Origin of the sequence: Rhodococcus sp. WB9 (genome assembly GCF_007558985.1) — a bacterium.
Taxonomy (GTDB): Bacteria; Actinomycetota; Actinomycetes; order Mycobacteriales; family Mycobacteriaceae; genus Rhodococcus_F; species Rhodococcus_F opacus.
The window spans coordinates 7390137-7406403 of sequence record NZ_CP041769.1 but is presented as its reverse complement, the minus strand read 5'-3'; the positions used below and the strand labels follow the sequence as shown (position 1 = coordinate 7406403).

The following is a 16267-nucleotide window of genomic DNA, read 5'->3' as shown; positions in this document are numbered from 1 at the left end:
TGATGCAGAAATACCTTCTCCACATCGACGGTCAGCAGCGCCCGTCCGCCGACAATTCCTACTTCGAGACCGACAATCCCTTCTCCGGCCGGCCGTGGGCGCAGGTCGCGCGCGGGCAGGCCGAGGACGTCGAGGACGCCGTTGCGGCCGCGCACCGTGCCATGACCACCGGGCCGTGGGCGACCATGAGTCCCAGCGCCCGCGGTTGCGTCCTGCAGCGCGTCGCCGACGCGCTCGAGGAGAACGCCGAACTCCTCGCCCGCATCGAGGTCCGCGACAACGGCAAGCTCTACAGCGAAATGCTCGGCCAGTGCCGGTATCTCGCGCAGTGGTACCGGTACTACGGTGGTCTCGCCGACAAGATCGAAGGCCGCGTCGTTCCCGTCGACAAGCCGGGATACTTCACCTACACCCGGCGCGAGCCGATCGGGGTCGTCGGAATCGTCACCCCGTGGAACTCGCCGCTGCTGCTGCTCACCTGGAAGCTGGCACCCGCGTTGGCCGCTGGTTGTTCGGTGGTCGTCAAGCCCTCTGAATACACCTCCGCCTCCACACTCGAATTCGTTCGTATCCTCGAGCAGGCGGGCCTGCCTGTCGGAATGGTCAACGTGGTCACCGGCTTCGGGCCGGACGTGGGCGGCCCGCTGGTTGACCACCCACTGGTGCGCAAGGTCGGCTTCACCGGCTCGGATGCGACCGGGCGGCACATCGGTGCCGCGGCGGCACGCGGCCTCAAGCGGGTTTCGCTCGAACTCGGCGGCAAGTCGCCGAACATCGTCTTTGCCGACGCCGATCTCGACGCCGCGGTCAACGGCGCGGTCTCCGGAATTTTCGCCGCGAGCGGTCAGACCTGCATCGCCGGAAGCCGGCTTCTGGTGCAGCGTTCCGTGCACGACGAGGTCGTCGCCAAGCTGGTCGCGCTTGCCTCTACCGCGCGGATCGGCGATCCGATGTCCCCCGACACCCAGGTGGGGCCGATCACGACTCGGGACCAGCACAAGAAGGTCCTCGAGTACATCGACATCGCCACCGCCGAGGGCGCACAACTCGCTCTCGGTGGCGGCGTGGCCACGGATACCGGAACCGATGGGTGGTTCGTACAGCCGACAGTGTTCACCGGGGTGCGCAATCAATCCCGGTTGGCGCAGGAGGAAGTCTTCGGCCCGGTGCTGGCGGTGATCCCGTTCGACACCGAAGACGAGGCGATCACCATCGCCAACGACTCGAAGTACGGTCTCGGTGCCGGGGTCTGGACCACCGATCTGCCCCGCGCGTTCCGCATGGCTGAGGCGATCGAGTCCGGGACGGTCTGGGTCAACACCTACCGCGCGGTCAGCTTCATGCTGCCGTTCGGCGGGGTGAAGGACTCCGGTATCGGCCGGGAAAACGGTGCCGAGGCAATCGACGAGTACCTCGAAACCAAGAGCGTGTGGATCAACACCGGGGCACCGACCGGAAACCCGTTCGTCCTGCGCTGACCGCGACGCACGCACGTCGCCACCTACCTCACCCCCCCGTTTTAGGCAATGCCGAAACGAAACTGCCGGCCGCCTCGTTGCCGGGTCACACCCGGCTCCGACGCGAACAGCGTGCACGTTTCCGGAGGTCGAGTACGAGGCGGTGTCGTATGGCCCTACCCGATGCCATGTGCGACGCGCGCCTGGCCGGAAGTGAAGGAAAGAAATGACGAACGCCACTGTGACGAGACTCGAAACCGTGCCGACGGCGTCGGTCTCCGATGCCCTCGACGCCCTGGGGCACCCGGGTTCCCTCCACGGCATCGGCCCGCTCGCCTCCGGCATCCGGGTGTCGGGGCGGGCGTTCACAGTTCGCTACGAATCGGTAACCGACGAGCCCGGAACAGTGGGCGACTTCGTCGACGACGTCGAACCGGGATCCGTGATCATCATCGACAACCAGGGCCGCACCGACTGCACGGTGTGGGGAGGCATCATGACGCAGATCGCGGCCGCCCGCGGAATCGGTGGAACCGTGATCAACGGGACCTGCCGGGACACCGACACTTCCCTCGAACAGAACTATCCGATCTGGAGTACGGCACGGTTCATGCGGACCGGCAAGGACCGCGTCCGGCTTGCCGAGGTGCAGGGCGAGGTGGTGATCGACGGAGTCACCATCCGCCCGGGTGATTACATCACCGCCGACTCCGACGGCGTTGTCGCAGTCGCCGCCGGAATCGTCGACGAGGTGCTCGACCTCGCCGAACGGATCGAGCAGGTCGAGGCCGACATCGTCGCCGCGGCCCGTGACGGAAGCCCCCTCCGCGAAGCGCGACAGCGCTTTTCGTACCACACGCTGCAGAGGAAGCAGGCATGAGCGACCAGGCCCGCGGTCATGCCACCGCCACCATCTACGAAGCATCCAAGATGACCATCGCACTCGACCCGGCGATCCGGCCCGCGTGGACCGGCGCGCGGGTCGCGGGTCCGGCGTACACGGTGCAGGGTGCGGGCGGTGACAATCTGGCGCTGCACAGCGCGGTCGCCGCTGCCCCGGCGGGGCATGTTCTGGTCGCCGATCTCGGTGGCGCCCTTCACGGGCACTGGGGTGAGGTGCTCGCCGTCGCAGCCCAGCAGCGTGGGCTGCTGGGGTTGATCATCGATGGTGGCGTCCGTGACACCGTCGAACTCGCCGGCATCGACTTTCCCGTCTTCTCGCGCGGCATCTCCATCGTCGGCACCCGCAAGGGTTACCGGGGTGGTCTCGGTGTGCCGATCACCGTCGGTGGAATTCGAATCGCAACTGGTGATCTCGTCGTCGGAGATGCGGACGGGGTCGTGGCGATACCGCACGAACACGTCACCGACGTTCTCGAACGCTCGGACGCGCGAGTGGCCGACGAAAAGCGCATCTTCGACGAGTTGCGCGTCGGCAAGACCACGCTCGAGCTGTACAACTTCGCCGCCATCCCCTAGCCGCGCCACTCGGAGACCGCCGGCACACTCCGCACCCGTCGCATCATGCCGAAGGAATAGGCACAATGTCCTCGCTCTCCGACTGGTCGCAGCGTTGCAGCCCCGAAGCGATCTCTGGGATTGGCAACTGCACGCACGCTGCCGGTTCCTCGGATCGCAGATCTTCTTCAACCGTGACGGGGGAGACGCGAGCGGAACGGATTCGCCGGGAAAGGCGGCGTAACAGATCTGCGATGGGTGCCCAGGACGAAGCGATTGCCGAGCCCACGCCTTCGGAGTGGGAAAGCGCTATGGAGTATGGGGCGGGACCTCCGAAGCAGACCGGCGTTCTACCGACGCATCCCGATCTCTGGTGAAACCGGCAGGCCACGAAAGGAGGAAGATGACGATCTCACTCGCACATCCCGTTCCTGTTGTTTCACCCATGTTCTGGGTGTTCGGATCCGCCAGGCTATTGCTGCGCCTATTGGTGCTCGCCCCGGCTGGTGTGCGAGGTCAGTTCTGCGGGTGTCCACGCGGGCCAGGTGGCTTCGCCGACGAGGTGTCCGTCGGTGAACTGGGCGACGATGCGCGGGCCGGTGCTCGCGCTGTTGTCGTACACGCTCGCGTGATCACAACGCGGGAACGCTTGAGCGAGCAGACCCCACAATCTGTGGTATCGCTGGCGGATCTTGTCTTCGGACACCTCGTGCCCGCCGGCGCGCACCCGGTAGCGCACACGCTGGACCGCTAGCTCCTCGGGAATCATCAGCACATGCAAGACGACGGTGTAGTCGTGCGTGCGCGCTTGGTCGATCAGCTCCAGTTTCGACGGATGGGAGAACACCGTCTCGGCGATGAACGATTTCCCCAGGGTCAGCAGGTGTGCCCGGGTCTTCGCGGCGATCTCCGCCGCCTCGTAGGCGTGTGCCGCCGCCCTTCCGAGCCGCCCGTCGACGAGCGCTATCGCGGTAGACGCTGCTGCCCACCGCCTCCCGACCCGGCTCTGGGCGCAATGGTCGCAGCGGTGCACGGTGCCGCCGTGCAGCCCGGCGCAGGTCCGACCGGCCCTGTCGGTAGCTCTGATGCTGGTGGGCACCACGCTCACCATCGGTGAGGCCGCCGACCGCCTGGGTTCGGCGGTCCGCGCGGACGGGGTCACCCGCACGCTGGCCCACCTGCGGAACGCCCCACGCTGGGATGACACCCTGACCGCGCTGACCCGGCTGGCGGACCACCTCACCGCGGAGCCGCCGCCTGGACTACCGTGGCCTGCTGCCCGACGACCGCTGGGAAAAGAGAAAGATCTGCCGCCGGACCGGCACACCCCCAGATGCCGGCCAGAAGGCGGATTTCGCCCGGTGCCTACTGTTCGAACGACTCAGCGGGCTCCCCGCGTCCCGATCCCCGTTCCTCCAGGGAGGAGACGACGTCCGCGCGAAACTGTCCGAGTTCCCGCGCACCCTCACCCCGCCCTGGCCGCGCTGCTCGACCAGGAGGCCCGCCGGTTCCTCGATGGCCTGGGGTTGGGCGCGGAACCGGTTGCCTGGCATCCACCCCTGTATCTGCTCGACGGGCTCGCCCTGCCCGGACCCGATCCCACCGCCGTGGACCTCGCCGCCCTGCACGGCCTGACCCGCGGCGAACACACCGCACTGTCGGAGATTGCGCGGCAGTTGGGTACCACCCTCGACGTGATCCGACATCTCCTCGAAAACCAACCCGCACCTGAATCAAGTACTGCCGCAGAACGACTCAGGCGATACGCAGCCCAGACCGCCGCGGAGGAAGCGTTGGGTCGGGCGCAGTTCGTCGACCTCTACTGCGTCCAACGCCGCACCCTCGCCGAGATCGCCGCGATGATCGGAGTCAGCAGGAAGGTGCCAGGCCGGCTGGCACGACACCACGGCATCACGCCGGCCGCCGGAGGCCCGCCGGTCGATCCGGCATGGTTTCACCACCAGTACGTCACTCAGCGGCGAACCCTGCGGGAACTCGGACACGAGGCGGGGCGCAGCGTGCCGCGGATGAGCCGAATCGCAAAGGACTACGGCATCCCGACTCGACCACCGAGCGAGGCCTGCCGCACCGACCAGCTCCCCGAGTCCCGGTAACCGCACTCGAGTTATCGCCCGGTCCAGAGACTTCACACCGAAGTCGGGCCGTCAGGAAATCCGTTCCCACGGGTTGACACAGCGGACACCGAGCGGGTCGAAGCGCTTGGTGTTGCGCGTCGCCACGGTCATCTCGGCGGCCTGCGCGACGGCGGCGATGAGAGCATCGTCGAACGGCGCATGCTCGGGCACCCGGTAGGTGGCCAGCACCCTTGCCGTCGGCAGAGCGAACGGCAACACACGATCGGCGAAGGCGGGCAGCACCCGCTCCTCGAACCACCGGCGCAGGACCCCTCCCTGCTCCGGGTCGGATCGCTCCTTGGCGACCACGCCTCGCTCGATCTCGGCAATAGTCATGGCCGTCACGAACTGGTCCGCCACCGGCACCGACGCCGCCCAGACCTCGACCGACCGGTTACGGCCCCGAACCCGCAGCGCGGACACCACGTTGGTGTCCAGGACGTACTTCACAACTGGGCAGTTCGGGCGGTCACGCCGAGGCGTTCGGGCTCGAACTCGATGTCCGCACCCTCATCGGTGCTCAATAGGTCGACGAGCGTGACCGGCTCCCGCTCGAGGGCCTCGCCGAGGATGTCGCGTACCTCCGCCTCCACCGACCGGTGATGCTGCTCAGCGCGCGCCCGCAGGGCCGCTTTGGTTCCCGCGGGAAGGTTGCGGATCAGGATCTGTTCCACCGTGACCACCTCCGATATCACCTGAGGGGTCGCCGTCCCGGCTCTGCAGACGCAGCGTCTGCTGCTCCTCGCTCACTTCCAGCCAGTATTTGAGCAGGATGACGCCCGGTCGACGATCGCGCGTTCGACCGTCGGGACGAGTTGGGGGAACTGCTGTCCTGTTCCTTGATGCAGAAGCCCACTGCCCGTTCGATGCCGGCCTATCTGGTACCTATGAATTCTCTTGATCTGGACCTGTCGCGGACGATTGCAGTCGATGATAGTGATTGTCGTCACGTTCTCTGGAGGAGGAGCAACAGCTTCCCCACGTAGGGCTGTAGGAATCGGATTCCTGCCCGTTCACTCGGCAGGAGTACTACCGATGACAAGTCCACCCATCGAGCCCGTCGGTCCCATCTCGGGCCAGGACCTTCCCCGGTACGCAGGGTATTCGACCTTCGCCCGCCTACCCCGGGCAGATGAGGTCTCCAACATCGGCGTCGGCATCCTGGGAGTCCCGTTCGATGCAGGCGTCACCTACCGCCCGGGCGCACGATTCGGTCCGAGCCATATCCGGCAGGCTTCGCGCGTCCTTCGAACATATAACCCGGCACTGGACGTCGACCCCTTCAGATCCATGCAAGTGGCCGACTGCGGCGATGTCGGGTGCAACCCCTTCGCGATCGGGGAGGCGCTCGGACAGATCGAGCGGGCAGCCGATTCGCATCTCAGCGTCGGCACGCGCCTGGTCGTCCTCGGCGGCGACCACACGGTCGCCCTGCCGGTCCTTCGTTCGATCGCCAAACAGTACGGCCCCGTCGCGGTCGTCCATTTCGACGCGCATCTCGATACCTGGGACACCTATTTCGGGGAGGCCTACACCCACGGGACCCCGTTCCGGCGCGCATCCGAAGAGGGCTTGATCGACCGGCAGGCCAGCGTCCACATCGGTACCCGTGGACCGATCTACAGCGCCGTCGACCTGAGTCTGGACCAAGACCTCGGATTCATTCCGATCCATGCACGGGAATTCACCCGCACTCCACTCGATCGCATCATCGACCGAGTGCTGGAACGAGTCGGCACGCGTCCGGTGTACGTGTCCGTCGACATCGACGTGTTGGATCCCGCGCACGCCCCGGGCACCGGCACCCCGGAGCCCGGCGGACTGACCAGTCGTGAACTGCTGGAGATGATCCGGAGTTTCTCGCAGGCGCGCCTGGTGTCGGCGGACATCGTCGAAGTGTCGCCCGCCTACGACCACGCCGAAATCACGGCCCTGGCCGCCTCGTCCGTGGCATACGAACTTCTGTCGGTCATGGCCTGCAAGCCGAATTGATGTAGCCACCCCCCCTCGGTCCACAGGGCCAGCGAATCCCTCGTATGCAGAGAGGGGCACCGCTCTTCTAACCGGATTGGCATGAGCAGCAATGACTTCCGATCCTTCAGGCCATCCTCGCTCGACCTCATACTTCTCGACCGCATACTTTTCGACCTCATACTTACGGAGAACCTCGTGAAGATCACTCCCGAGCCACACCAACCGCACGCACCCGAATCTCCTACCAAGACGTTCAATGTTGAGCATCGTTCCATCGGCTTCGTGCCGACAAACGAACGATATGGTCGCCCCTTGAATCAGTTCACGCTGTGGTTCGGATCGAACCTCCAAATTACAGCGGTAGTCACCGGAGCCCTGGCCGTCGTGCTCGGCGGTGACGTCGTGTGGTCGATCATCGGGCTCCTGCTCGGACAGGTCCTCGGAGGCGCAGTCATGGCACTGCACTCGGTGCAAGGCCCACGCCTGGGGCTCCCTCAGATGATCTCGAGCCGCGCGCAGTTCGGTGTCTACGGAGCGATGATCCCGCTCGTCCTGGTCATCGTCATGTACACCGGCTTCGCTGGCGGAGGCGCCGTCCTCGCCGGCCAGGCCGTCGCCGGGATCCTCCACTCCGCACATTGGCTCGGTATCGCCATATTCGGCGCCGCCACCGCGGTCATTGCGATCATCGGGTATCGCCTGATCCACATCATGGGGCGCCTGAGCAGCATCATCGGGTTTCTCGCCTTCACCTATCTGACCTATCGGCTACTGGCCAGCGCCGACCTAGGTATGCTGTTCGGCAACTCCTCGTTCTCGTTGGCCAGCTTCCTTCTCGCGATGTCACTGTCCGCCTCCTGGCAAATCGCCTACGGCCCCTACGTCGCCGACTACTCCCGCTACCTTCCCGCCGACACGCCGGCGTGGAAAACCTTCGGTGCCACCCTCGCAGGATCGGTCATCGCCTCACAATGGTCGATGACATTCGGCGTCCTTGCAGCGGAACTCGCGGGATCTGCGTTCGTGGACAACGAGGTCGGCTACATCGTGAGCCTCGGCGGCGCGGGTGTGATAGCAACATTGCTCTACTGCGTGATCGCCCTGGGCAAACTCACGGTCAACGTGCTCAACGCATACGGCGGATTCATGTCGCTGGTCACCACGGTGACCGGATTTCTCGGTCACCGGGAGATATCGCAGCGAGCGCGCGTGGGTTGCGTGACCCTCATCATGCTGTGTGCCACAGTGATTGCGCTCCTCGCCAGCGACAATTTCCTCGCGTCCTTCTCGACTTTCCTGTTGTTCCTCTTGGCCTTCTTCACCCCGTGGAGCGCAATCAATCTCGTCGACTTCTATTTCGTGACGAAAGAGCACTACGACGTACCAGCGCTGTCCGATCCGGACGGGCGGTACGGGCGCTGGAACACGGTGGCGCTCACGACCTACGCCATTGGCCTGATTGCGCAGCTCCCGTTCCTGTACACCGCCTTCTACTCGGGGCCGATGGTCGCCGTTCTCGGGCACACGGACATCTCGTGGATCGTCGGTCTGATCGTTCCCGGCACGATCTACTACGTGTGGGCACGCCGGGATCGATCGATGGTTCCCGATCGGTTGATCTTGCCCAGCGACGAACCAGCACCGAATGTCCACCACAATGGGCTGAAATCGACGGGTACCGATGGGATCTTGACCTCAAAGGCTGGATACTCCCAACGCGATGCGCGTGAAGAGGCCAACCCGGCACGGAATGAGCAAATCGACGTTCTATGAGACCGACGAGTGCCGAAAACACATCTGAGTACACCTCTCCTATTCCACCTCGGAGTATTCCACCACCAGGTCGAGGGAGTGCACACAATGCTGGTTTCCTCATCTGATCGACGGCTGCGTGGACCGTCCGCTCAATCGGATTGGGATCAATGGACGACAACTCCAGGTCCGGAAACTCGGGGACGCAATCCCGAGGGCATGAGAGCCCGAGAACTCTCGGACCGAACAATGTCGACGACGTGCGGTGAACCAAATGCGCGCAGGCTCCGACGATGGCGAGATCGACGGAAAGAAGCTCAACTCACGACGTCAGGACAGCATCGATTGAGCAGCGAAGCCGAAGATTTCATCGCATTTGCCCGAAGCTGGGCACCTTATGGTGGAGGATCCGACGAGGACATATTTGTCCTTTTCGGAACTACTCGACCGCGTTTCGCCGAGAAACTCAGGAAGATCATCACTGACGTGAACTTTGATGAAACCCTCGCACAGCAGCTTTCCGACCCTACCGAGCGCTTGAAACTTAAGTCCCGCCACAATCGCCGCGACCGCACCGGCCCCCCTCCGGGTACGAGGAGGTGACCACGTTGAGTTTGCGGGTCCACAACGCCCGGCACGTCGACCTCGCCGACCTGGGTGTACACGTCCTACGACCCCCGCACCGACCAGTTCGGGCACCTCGGATCGCCCTACGACAGTGCACCGGGCCACTACCTGCTCCTCGGACCCAACTGGAACGGCACCGTCCCCGACGGGATCACCAAGGCGTTCACCAGCCCTGGTCTTCCACGCCTTCATGTACGCCGGCCAGCCGGCGATCATGGCCGAGATGTTCCCGACGCGCATGCGGTACTCGGGTGTCTCCCTCGGCTACCAGGTGACGTCGATCGTCGCCGGTTCGCTGGCGCCGATCATCGCGGCCAGCCTGCTCAGCAAGTACGACTCGTCCGTTCCGATTGCGATCTACCTGGCGATCGCGTGCCTCGTCACCGTCGTCGCCGTCATCGTCGCCCGGGAGACCAAGGGCATCTCGCTCGAATCGATCGACGCGGCGGACGCCCAGACCCTCGCCGACGAGAAGGCGGGAACCTCGGCATGACGGAACAGAACCTGACCGGACGCACAGCCCTCCTTACCTGCTGCTCCCACCGAGGAGCGGTTCCCTCTGTAAACCCGGGAAACACCTTCTCCGGAGAATTCGGAGACTGTCACACGCACGTAGTGCTGACACTCATCATCACGAAGTATCTGGTTTCGCAACACACGCAACCAACGATCGATCCATTGGTGGAGCTGCCGGTCAGCGAAGTCCGGGCGGAGTCCATGCCGTCATCGCTCGTCTCGGAGCCGAAGGAGGTCACTGGCAGCGGCCTCGCTACCACCGCTCCAGCCAGCAACCTCGAACAGCTTCGGCAGAATGGGCGACTGCCGTTACAAGCGATCGCCACCACCGGGATCGCCCTTGATGACATTCACGCCATCGACGAGTTCGCCAGCGGACAGGCGGCCCGCCCGTTGATCGAGTTTCCGCGATGAGCGACAGCGCGCTCGCCGAAATCTCTCTCCGCACCGACGATGGCGCTGTACTGCATATGGAGGGCCCACCAGCCAGGCGCGCCGTCCTGGTGCTGCACGGACTCGGGTACGCCTCGTGGGCAGCGGATCCGCTACGCTACGCTCTCGGCGAGGACCTCGGTCTCTGGTCCCTCGACAACCGTGGCACCGGCCGCTCAACGCCAGGTCGACCCTTCTCGATCGAACAGTTCGCCGCGGACGCTGCCCTCGCCGTCGAGGCGCTCCGACCGCCGATCACCGTGGTGGGGTACTCAATGGGCGGTTACATCGCCCAACTACTCGCCCTAACGCGGCCCGAACTCGTCTCCAGCCTGATCCTGATCGGGACGAGCGCTGGTGGTACGAACTCTGTTCCGGTCCCCGAAGCGACCCGGGAGGCCTGGCTCGATGCTGTAGGCACGCCACCCGAGACATATGCCCAGCGCACGATGCCATTCTCCTTCCGGGACGGCTGGCCCGAATCGAATGCAACCAACTACGAGCAGATCATCCAGTCTCGGCTCGCACACCCGACACCCGCTGAAATCTGGCGGGCGCAATACGACGCATGTGAACGATTCCTGCAGACCGGATCGCAGATCTCCAAGATCGCGACATCAACTCTGGTGCTCCACGGGACCGCCGACCGCGTCCTCCCAGTCGGCAACGGCCGCGCCATCGCAGAAGCGCTCCCGTCTGCACGCTACCGCGAGGTACCCGCCGCCGGGCACCTGTTGCACCTCGAAGAACCCGACCTCGTGGCGGCGGAGATCCATCGCCTTCACTCACTACCCTCGCATCCCGCCGAGAACGACACTAAGGATTAAACATGCCCTACATCGAAGTCGATCCGGGGGTCAATCTCGCCTACCAGGATCGTGGATCGGGCGAACCAGTCATTTTCGTCCACGGCTGGGGCGGCAGTGGCGATGTCTGGGACTACCAAGTACTCGATCTCGCTCCGTCGTACCGCTGCATCACGGTGGACCTGCGCGGACACGGGCCTCGGACAAGCCGTGGGGCCACTACGACTACGACCTGTTCGTCCGAGACCTCCACACCCTCATTACCAGGCTCGATCTCACAGACATCACCCTCGTCGGCTGGTCGATGGGCGGGCACCTCGGCCTGAAGTACGTCCACGAGCACCCCGAGCGGGTCGGGCGCCTGGTCATCACCGGCAGCGGTCCCCGGTTCTGGCAGGCGCCAAACGCGCCGTTCGGAACACCGCCTGCAGACGTACAGGGACTCGTCGACGCCATTCGTGTGGCGCGGACCGAAACCATCGCCGGGCTGTACGCCAACAACTTCCACCGCACCGATCTCAAAGCCACGGAAGAAATGTTCATCCAGACCGGCGGAAGGTGCCGGCCTTCGTCGGCCTCACGAGCTTTCAGTCGCTCATCGACGTCGACATGTCCCTGCACCTGCCAACCATCGAGCATCCGGTCGCAATCTTCACCGGGCGCCACGATGCCATCTGGACCCCCAGTGGTCCGAGGAGGCCCGACGTCTGCTCCCAAATGCCACGCTTACCTACTTCGAAAACAGCGGACACGTCGCGTTCATCGAGAATCGGACCGAGTGGAATGCTGCGCTCATCGAGATCATCGAAGTCCGCATCCCCGCCGAATCTCTTGGCGCCGTCGAAGAAGTGGCCTGACCGCGGCGATACAACGGGCCAAACACGTTTCACCGTATCGCGGACGCCGGCAGCAACCCTCCCCGTCACCGCATGGCTGCCACAGGCCATCAATAGAGATTACATCCTTTATGTGACAGAGCCTTTCAGCATACATATCACCCTCTCCATATATCGCAGACTGATCTGCAACGCCGCAGCGTTGAAGTTGGTGTCTGTTTCCACTTCCAACCGCGGCGCGACGAGCGATCCGACCCATCGAGGAGTAACTCATGACGAGATCAGCAGTGGATTCGAGCACGCAGGCAGGGGGCCTGTCCGATCAGGACCGAAAGAAGAAGCGAGCGCACCGCAAACTCCTGGGTGCAGGACTGCTCGGCAGTTCCATCGAGTGGTACGACTTCTTCTTGTACGGAACGGCTGCGGCACTGGTCTTCCCACACGTGTTCTTCCCCGATTCCTCTGCACTGATGGGCACGCTGCTCTCGTTCAGTACGTTCTGGGCCGGATTCATAGCCCGCCCGATCGGTGGGTTGGTCGCGGGACACTTCGGTGACAAGTACGGACGCAAGCCGGCGGTCGTCACCTGCCTGCTGCTGATGGCTGTCGCGACCTTCTTGATCGGCGCGATTCCGAGTGCTTCAGCGATCGGCGTCGTGGCTCCGATTCTTCTGGTGACGCTGAGATTCATTCAAGGTCTCGCCTGCGGTGGCCAGTGGGGTGGAATCCTCCTGCTCCTCACCGAATCCGCGAGTCCCAAGAAGCGCGGTTTCTCAGGCACGAAACAAAATTCCGCCGCGTGTTTGTGATTAGCTTCACTTCACACCGCGATTTTCGGCGTGATCGACCAACAGTGACGACATGCACTTGGTTCCCGGGAACAGCACGGGGGCTGGAAGGGACCACACGATGGACGGCGGGAAGCTCACGCCCGAGCAGTTGCGGCACGAGGCGGCGGCCCGCGTGGCCCGGGTCGCGCGAACGATGGGCGCCGAACTGTCGCGGCTCGGCAGCACGTTGCATGCCGAGATCGCCGAGTCCATCCCGGAGCTACGCGGCGACGCGGTCATCCTGGAGCTGCTGCGCGCGAGCACGGAAGGCAACGTCGAGACGTTTCTCCATGTGGCACAACACCGCATCCCGATCGAGGAGGTGCGTCCGCCGTCGGCCGCCATCGAATACGCCCGCCGGCTCGCGCAGCGCGGCATCTCGGCCAACGCACTTCTGCGGGCCTACCGCATCGGGCAGAACCGGGTGCTCGACTGGGTGGTCGCCGAGGTCGCTCGCGAGGAGGGCGACCGTGTGGTCGCGTTCGCCGCAGCCCAGATCCTCCAGACGACGTCGTTCGCCTACGTCGATCGAGTGGCCGAGCAGGTGGTTGCGGAGTACGAGTCCGAGCGCGAACGGTGGCTCGCGAACCGCAACACTGTCCGCACGGCGATGCTGACCTCGGTCCTGTCCGGACGGGATTACGATCTCGGAACGGCCGAGTCGGCCCTGGGCTACCGACTTCGGCAGCATCACCTGGGCATCGTGGTCTGGACCGCGGAACAGGACGGTGTGCCCAGCGAACTACGCCGTCTCGAGGCGCTCGTCACCGCGATCGGAGAGTCCCTCGGCGCCGAAGGGCCTGCATTGTTCCTCCCCCAGGACCGCGCGCTGGCGTGGTGCTGGATTCCGCTGGGACGCACCACCGGAGACCATCAGCTCGACCTCGATGTCATCAGACGTCTGACCGAGAACACGGGTCCGCGCGTGCGGGTCGCCCTCGGCCGGCCGCACCCCGCGGCGGCCGGCTTCCGGACGACCCACCAGGAGGCGCAACGCGCCCACGCCGTCGCCTCGATCGCGGGCGACATCCGGGTCACGACGTTCGACGATCCCGGTGTGCAGATCTGCTCGATCCTGGCGCGAGACCTCGAGTCGACGAGGAGTCTCGTCGCGGCTGCGCTGGGCGGTCTGGCCGACGACGGGGAGAACAACGCGCTCCTCCGGGACACTCTGCTCGCCTTCCTCCGGGCCAAGAGCAGCTATGTCGCCGCCGCCGAGGTGGTGCACCTCCACAAGAACACGGTCAAATACCGCGTCGACAAGGCCGTCGAGGCACGTGGCCGGTCGCTCGACGAGGACCGCCTCAACCTGGAGCTGGCGCTGACGGCCTGCCAGTGGCTCGGGGCGGCGGTGCTGCCGAAGGCGAATCGTCAGGCACGCGCCTGACGGTAATCACCGAGCCTGCGCATCACCCCGAGCAACCCCAGGCCGGCGGAGGGAGCGGCGTCGATTCCGCGCACGAGCATTCCTCGCCACCGCGGGACCACGCGGAAGATCTGACGGCTGTCCATCAGCGCCAGCCCCGCCCGCGCGACGGCGTCCTCGTCCAGCGGCTTCGGCCCGGAGAACAGCATCGCGGCACCGGGATCCTTGGCGCGGGAGGTCACCATCTGCGTGCCGACCACGTCGGGACACAGGGCGCGGGCACGGATCGGTAACCCGGCGTGCTGGAGGTCGCCTTGCAGGGAGGTTGTGTAGGACAGTACGGCTGCCTTCGTCGCGGCGTACAGCGCGAGACCCGGCACCGGGGTGAGCGCTGAGATGGACGCGACGTTGAGGATCACCCCGCCCGCCTTCCCCATCTGTGTAATCGCGGCCGCGGACCCGGCCATGGTGCCCCGAACGTTCACTTCGAGGATGGTGGCGATCTCCTCGTCCGGATGGGTCCACGCGTCGCCTGCGAAGAGCACACCGGCGTTGTTCACCCAGGACGTCAACTGTCCCAGGGCCGCAGCTTCCTCGGCGACCTTGCGGTGGGAGGCGATGTCGCGGACATCCTGGTCGCACTGCAGATCTGTCGGTCCCGGCCAGCGGAGGCCGTGGCCGCCCGCTCAGGGCGCTCCGATCAAGCGGTTGAATTCCCCGCTATCGGGTAATCGCCGGTGGATTCCAGGTTCCTTCGAGGATGCTCTGATCGGGCCAGTAGGCGCGCAGGTAGAGCGTGAATTCGTCGTCGGGGGCCGGCAGCCAGTTGGTGAGCAGACCGGGATCGGTGGGAGCGGGTCCACCGACGGTCAGGGTCAAGGAACCATCGTCACCGTAGGCAAGGTCCTGATTCTTGGTGCCGAGGGAGTATCGGTCCAGGTCGTTGGGGTGGAAGAAATGGTGTTTGTTGTAGACCGTCAACGACCAGAAGCCGCGCACCGGCGGTAATTGTCCGGCCGGGAACTGCACGGTGTAGGTGTTCGCACCGTGAAGACGCTTCCCGGATTCGTCGAGATCCTGGTAGTAGTAGGCGGTTTCGTTGACGGTGTTGACAAAGATGTTCGACTTGCCGATCGCGGTGCGGGACAGATAGTCGGTGCCGAACGCCGCCCCACTGCGCTGAGTGGTCCAGTGGTGCGCCGCCGGCAGGCCGATGTTTCGGAACTCGAACAGCTCCGCGACCACAGCATCAGTCTCGTGCGCGGTCTCGCGAAGTGCTTCGGCGATGGACTCATCGCTCTGGGCGGCAACCAGTATCGACCAGAACCACTCGTACAGTGCTTCCTCACCGGGGCGCGGCGGTACTTCCTTGAGCACCTCCCCGAGGGCCGCGAAGTAGACCTTTGGGTCTACCCACTGGGTTTCGCCCTGATCACCGGTGGCGCCGCCACCACCGTAGGAGGGTGCGTTCGCCCAGTCGAAGACTTTCGTCGTGCCATCGAACTCCGCCAGCGGATACACGCCGATCCGGTCGACCAGCGCCCCGACCGCTGCACGGTCCTCGGCGGTGTCGTCGAGAAACACCCGGGGAATCACCACCCCGGACCTTGTGTCATATCGGAATACCTCTGTGATGCCGTCGGGCACCTCACCGTCCCAGAACTCGTGCGCCAGCAGATAGAATCCGGGAGCTGTCCCATACATTTTGCCGAGTCGGACGAACGAGTCGGTGCGCTGATCGACCACCTGATACACCCAGAACCGGTCACCGAAATCGGGGACTTGCACCACCGACGGGCCGCGCTCGGCATCCAGCACCCCGAACCCGTACACCACATCCTGATTCGGACAGGCGACCACCCGTTCCTCCGGGCGGATGTAATCGTGCAGCATCCCGATAGTCCCGGGCGGTCCGGCCGGCACGATTCCAGCGAGCAATCCCGGGCCGGGCAACTGCTCCATGAATACCCGCCTGTTGTGCATGTTCACCAGCGGCCAACCCCACAAATACGCGGTCCGGGCAACTGTCCTCGCGTACTCCGGTGTCATCTTCGGACCGGCGAATCCCTCGGTCATCG

The 16267-nt window shown here is 64.8% G+C and carries 15 protein-coding genes and 6 pseudogenes; 15 read left to right on the top strand and 6 right to left on the bottom strand.

Annotated elements, in window-relative coordinates:
* Nucleotides 1–2 precede the first annotated feature (2 nt).
* From FND50_RS34540 to FND50_RS38010, 4 genes and pseudogenes are all read left to right on the top strand, one after another.
* Entirely contained in the window at nt 3–1478 is a 1476-nt protein-coding gene (locus tag FND50_RS34540; protein ID WP_144289255.1) for an aldehyde dehydrogenase, read from the top strand.
* A 205-nt stretch (nt 1479–1683) separates the two neighbouring features.
* Nucleotides 1684–2337 carry an RraA family protein gene (locus FND50_RS34535; protein WP_144288734.1) on the top strand — a complete coding sequence of 218 codons (654 nt, stop codon included), beginning with the start codon at nt 1684–1686 and terminating at the stop codon, nt 2335–2337.
* Nucleotides 2334–2936 carry an RraA family protein gene (locus tag FND50_RS34530; RefSeq protein ID WP_120660163.1) on the top strand — a complete coding sequence of 201 codons (603 nt, stop codon included), beginning with the start codon at nt 2334–2336 and terminating at the stop codon, nt 2934–2936. Before FND50_RS34535 ends, FND50_RS34530 begins: the two co-directional genes overlap by 4 nt.
* Before the next feature lie 226 nt (nt 2937–3162).
* Nucleotides 3163–3216: pseudogene (locus FND50_RS38010) on the top strand (hypothetical protein); the annotation flags it as partial.
* A gap of 183 nt (nt 3217–3399) precedes the next feature.
* On the opposite strand, the gene FND50_RS34520 reads toward FND50_RS38010, so the two are convergent.
* Complete coding sequence (locus tag FND50_RS34520) at nt 3400–4014, bottom strand: zeta toxin family protein (protein WP_260850829.1); 615 nt, start codon at nt 4012–4014, stop codon at nt 3400–3402.
* Between FND50_RS34520 and FND50_RS34515 the strand changes: the two genes are divergently transcribed.
* Entirely contained in the window at nt 4001–5029 is a 1029-nt protein-coding gene (locus tag FND50_RS34515; RefSeq protein WP_260850828.1) for a hypothetical protein, read from the top strand. The two genes, FND50_RS34520 and FND50_RS34515, sit on opposite strands and share 14 nt — an antisense overlap.
* A 51-nt stretch (nt 5030–5080) precedes the next feature.
* On the opposite strand, the gene FND50_RS34510 is transcribed toward FND50_RS34515, so the two are convergent.
* The 3 genes and pseudogenes from FND50_RS34510 to FND50_RS34500 all read right to left on the bottom strand — a co-directional run.
* A complete protein-coding gene (locus FND50_RS34510; protein WP_144288733.1) occupies nt 5081–5500 on the bottom strand; it encodes a PIN domain-containing protein in 420 nt (139 codons plus the stop codon).
* On the bottom strand, nt 5497–5724 hold the full coding sequence (locus tag FND50_RS34505; RefSeq protein ID WP_144288732.1) for a FitA-like ribbon-helix-helix domain-containing protein: 228 nt from the start codon (nt 5722–5724) through the stop codon (nt 5497–5499). Before FND50_RS34505 ends, FND50_RS34510 begins: the two co-directional genes overlap by 4 nt.
* Nucleotides 5725–5749: 25 nt before the next feature.
* Nucleotides 5750–5924: pseudogene (locus FND50_RS34500) on the bottom strand (polyphosphate kinase 2); the annotation flags it as partial.
* 161 nt (nt 5925–6085) lie between these two features.
* Here FND50_RS34500 and speB point away from each other — a divergent pair.
* From speB to FND50_RS34460, 10 genes and pseudogenes are all read left to right on the top strand, one after another.
* The gene (gene speB, locus FND50_RS34495; RefSeq protein WP_144288731.1) at nt 6086–7042 is read left to right on the top strand and encodes an agmatinase; all 957 of its coding nucleotides are present in this window, start codon (nt 6086–6088) and stop codon (nt 7040–7042) included.
* A gap of 81 nt (nt 7043–7123) precedes the next feature.
* Nucleotides 7124–8797 (top strand): cytosine permease, encoded by a 1674-nt coding sequence (locus FND50_RS34490; protein ID WP_144288730.1) that lies wholly within the window; start codon nt 7124–7126, stop codon nt 8795–8797.
* Between the two features lie 636 nt (nt 8798–9433).
* Nucleotides 9434–9583, top strand: a pseudogene (locus tag FND50_RS38005) (DUF1254 domain-containing protein); the annotation flags it as partial.
* Nucleotides 9576–9896: pseudogene (locus FND50_RS34480) on the top strand (MFS transporter); the annotation flags it as partial. The pseudogenes FND50_RS38005 and FND50_RS34480, both read left to right, overlap by 8 nt.
* A 122-nt stretch (nt 9897–10018) precedes the next feature.
* Nucleotides 10019–10333, top strand: a complete 315-nt coding sequence (locus FND50_RS36425; protein WP_186301363.1) for a hypothetical protein — start codon at nt 10019–10021, stop codon at nt 10331–10333.
* Entirely contained in the window at nt 10330–11178 is an 849-nt protein-coding gene (locus FND50_RS36565) for an alpha/beta fold hydrolase (RefSeq protein ID WP_144288729.1), read from the top strand. The genes FND50_RS36425 and FND50_RS36565 overlap by 4 nt, the downstream gene beginning before the upstream one ends.
* A gap of 2 nt (nt 11179–11180) precedes the next feature.
* Nucleotides 11181–11315: pseudogene (locus FND50_RS38000) on the top strand (alpha/beta fold hydrolase); the annotation flags it as partial.
* A complete protein-coding gene (locus FND50_RS37995; protein ID WP_397494248.1) occupies nt 11264–12130 on the top strand; it encodes an alpha/beta fold hydrolase in 867 nt (288 codons plus the stop codon). The pseudogene FND50_RS38000 and the gene FND50_RS37995, both read left to right, overlap by 52 nt.
* 135 nt (nt 12131–12265) lie before the next feature.
* Nucleotides 12266–12775 (top strand): annotated as a pseudogene (locus FND50_RS34465) (MFS transporter); the annotation flags it as partial.
* A gap of 127 nt (nt 12776–12902) precedes the next feature.
* Nucleotides 12903–14210: a CdaR family transcriptional regulator gene (locus FND50_RS34460; protein WP_260850827.1), complete on the top strand. Its 1308-nt coding sequence runs from the start codon at nt 12903–12905 to the stop codon at nt 14208–14210.
* Here FND50_RS34460 and FND50_RS34455 read toward each other — a convergent pair.
* Together FND50_RS34455 and FND50_RS34450 are read right to left on the bottom strand one after the other, a co-directional pair.
* Nucleotides 14195–14770, bottom strand: coding sequence for an SDR family oxidoreductase (locus tag FND50_RS34455; protein ID WP_260851080.1), 576 nt, complete (start codon nt 14768–14770; stop codon nt 14195–14197). The genes FND50_RS34460 and FND50_RS34455 overlap by 16 nt on opposite strands.
* A gap of 139 nt (nt 14771–14909) precedes the next feature.
* Nucleotides 14910–16265 carry a DUF1254 domain-containing protein gene (locus FND50_RS34450; protein WP_144288727.1) on the bottom strand — a complete coding sequence of 452 codons (1356 nt, stop codon included), beginning with the start codon at nt 16263–16265 and terminating at the stop codon, nt 14910–14912.
* Nucleotides 16266–16267: the final 2 nt, after the last annotated feature.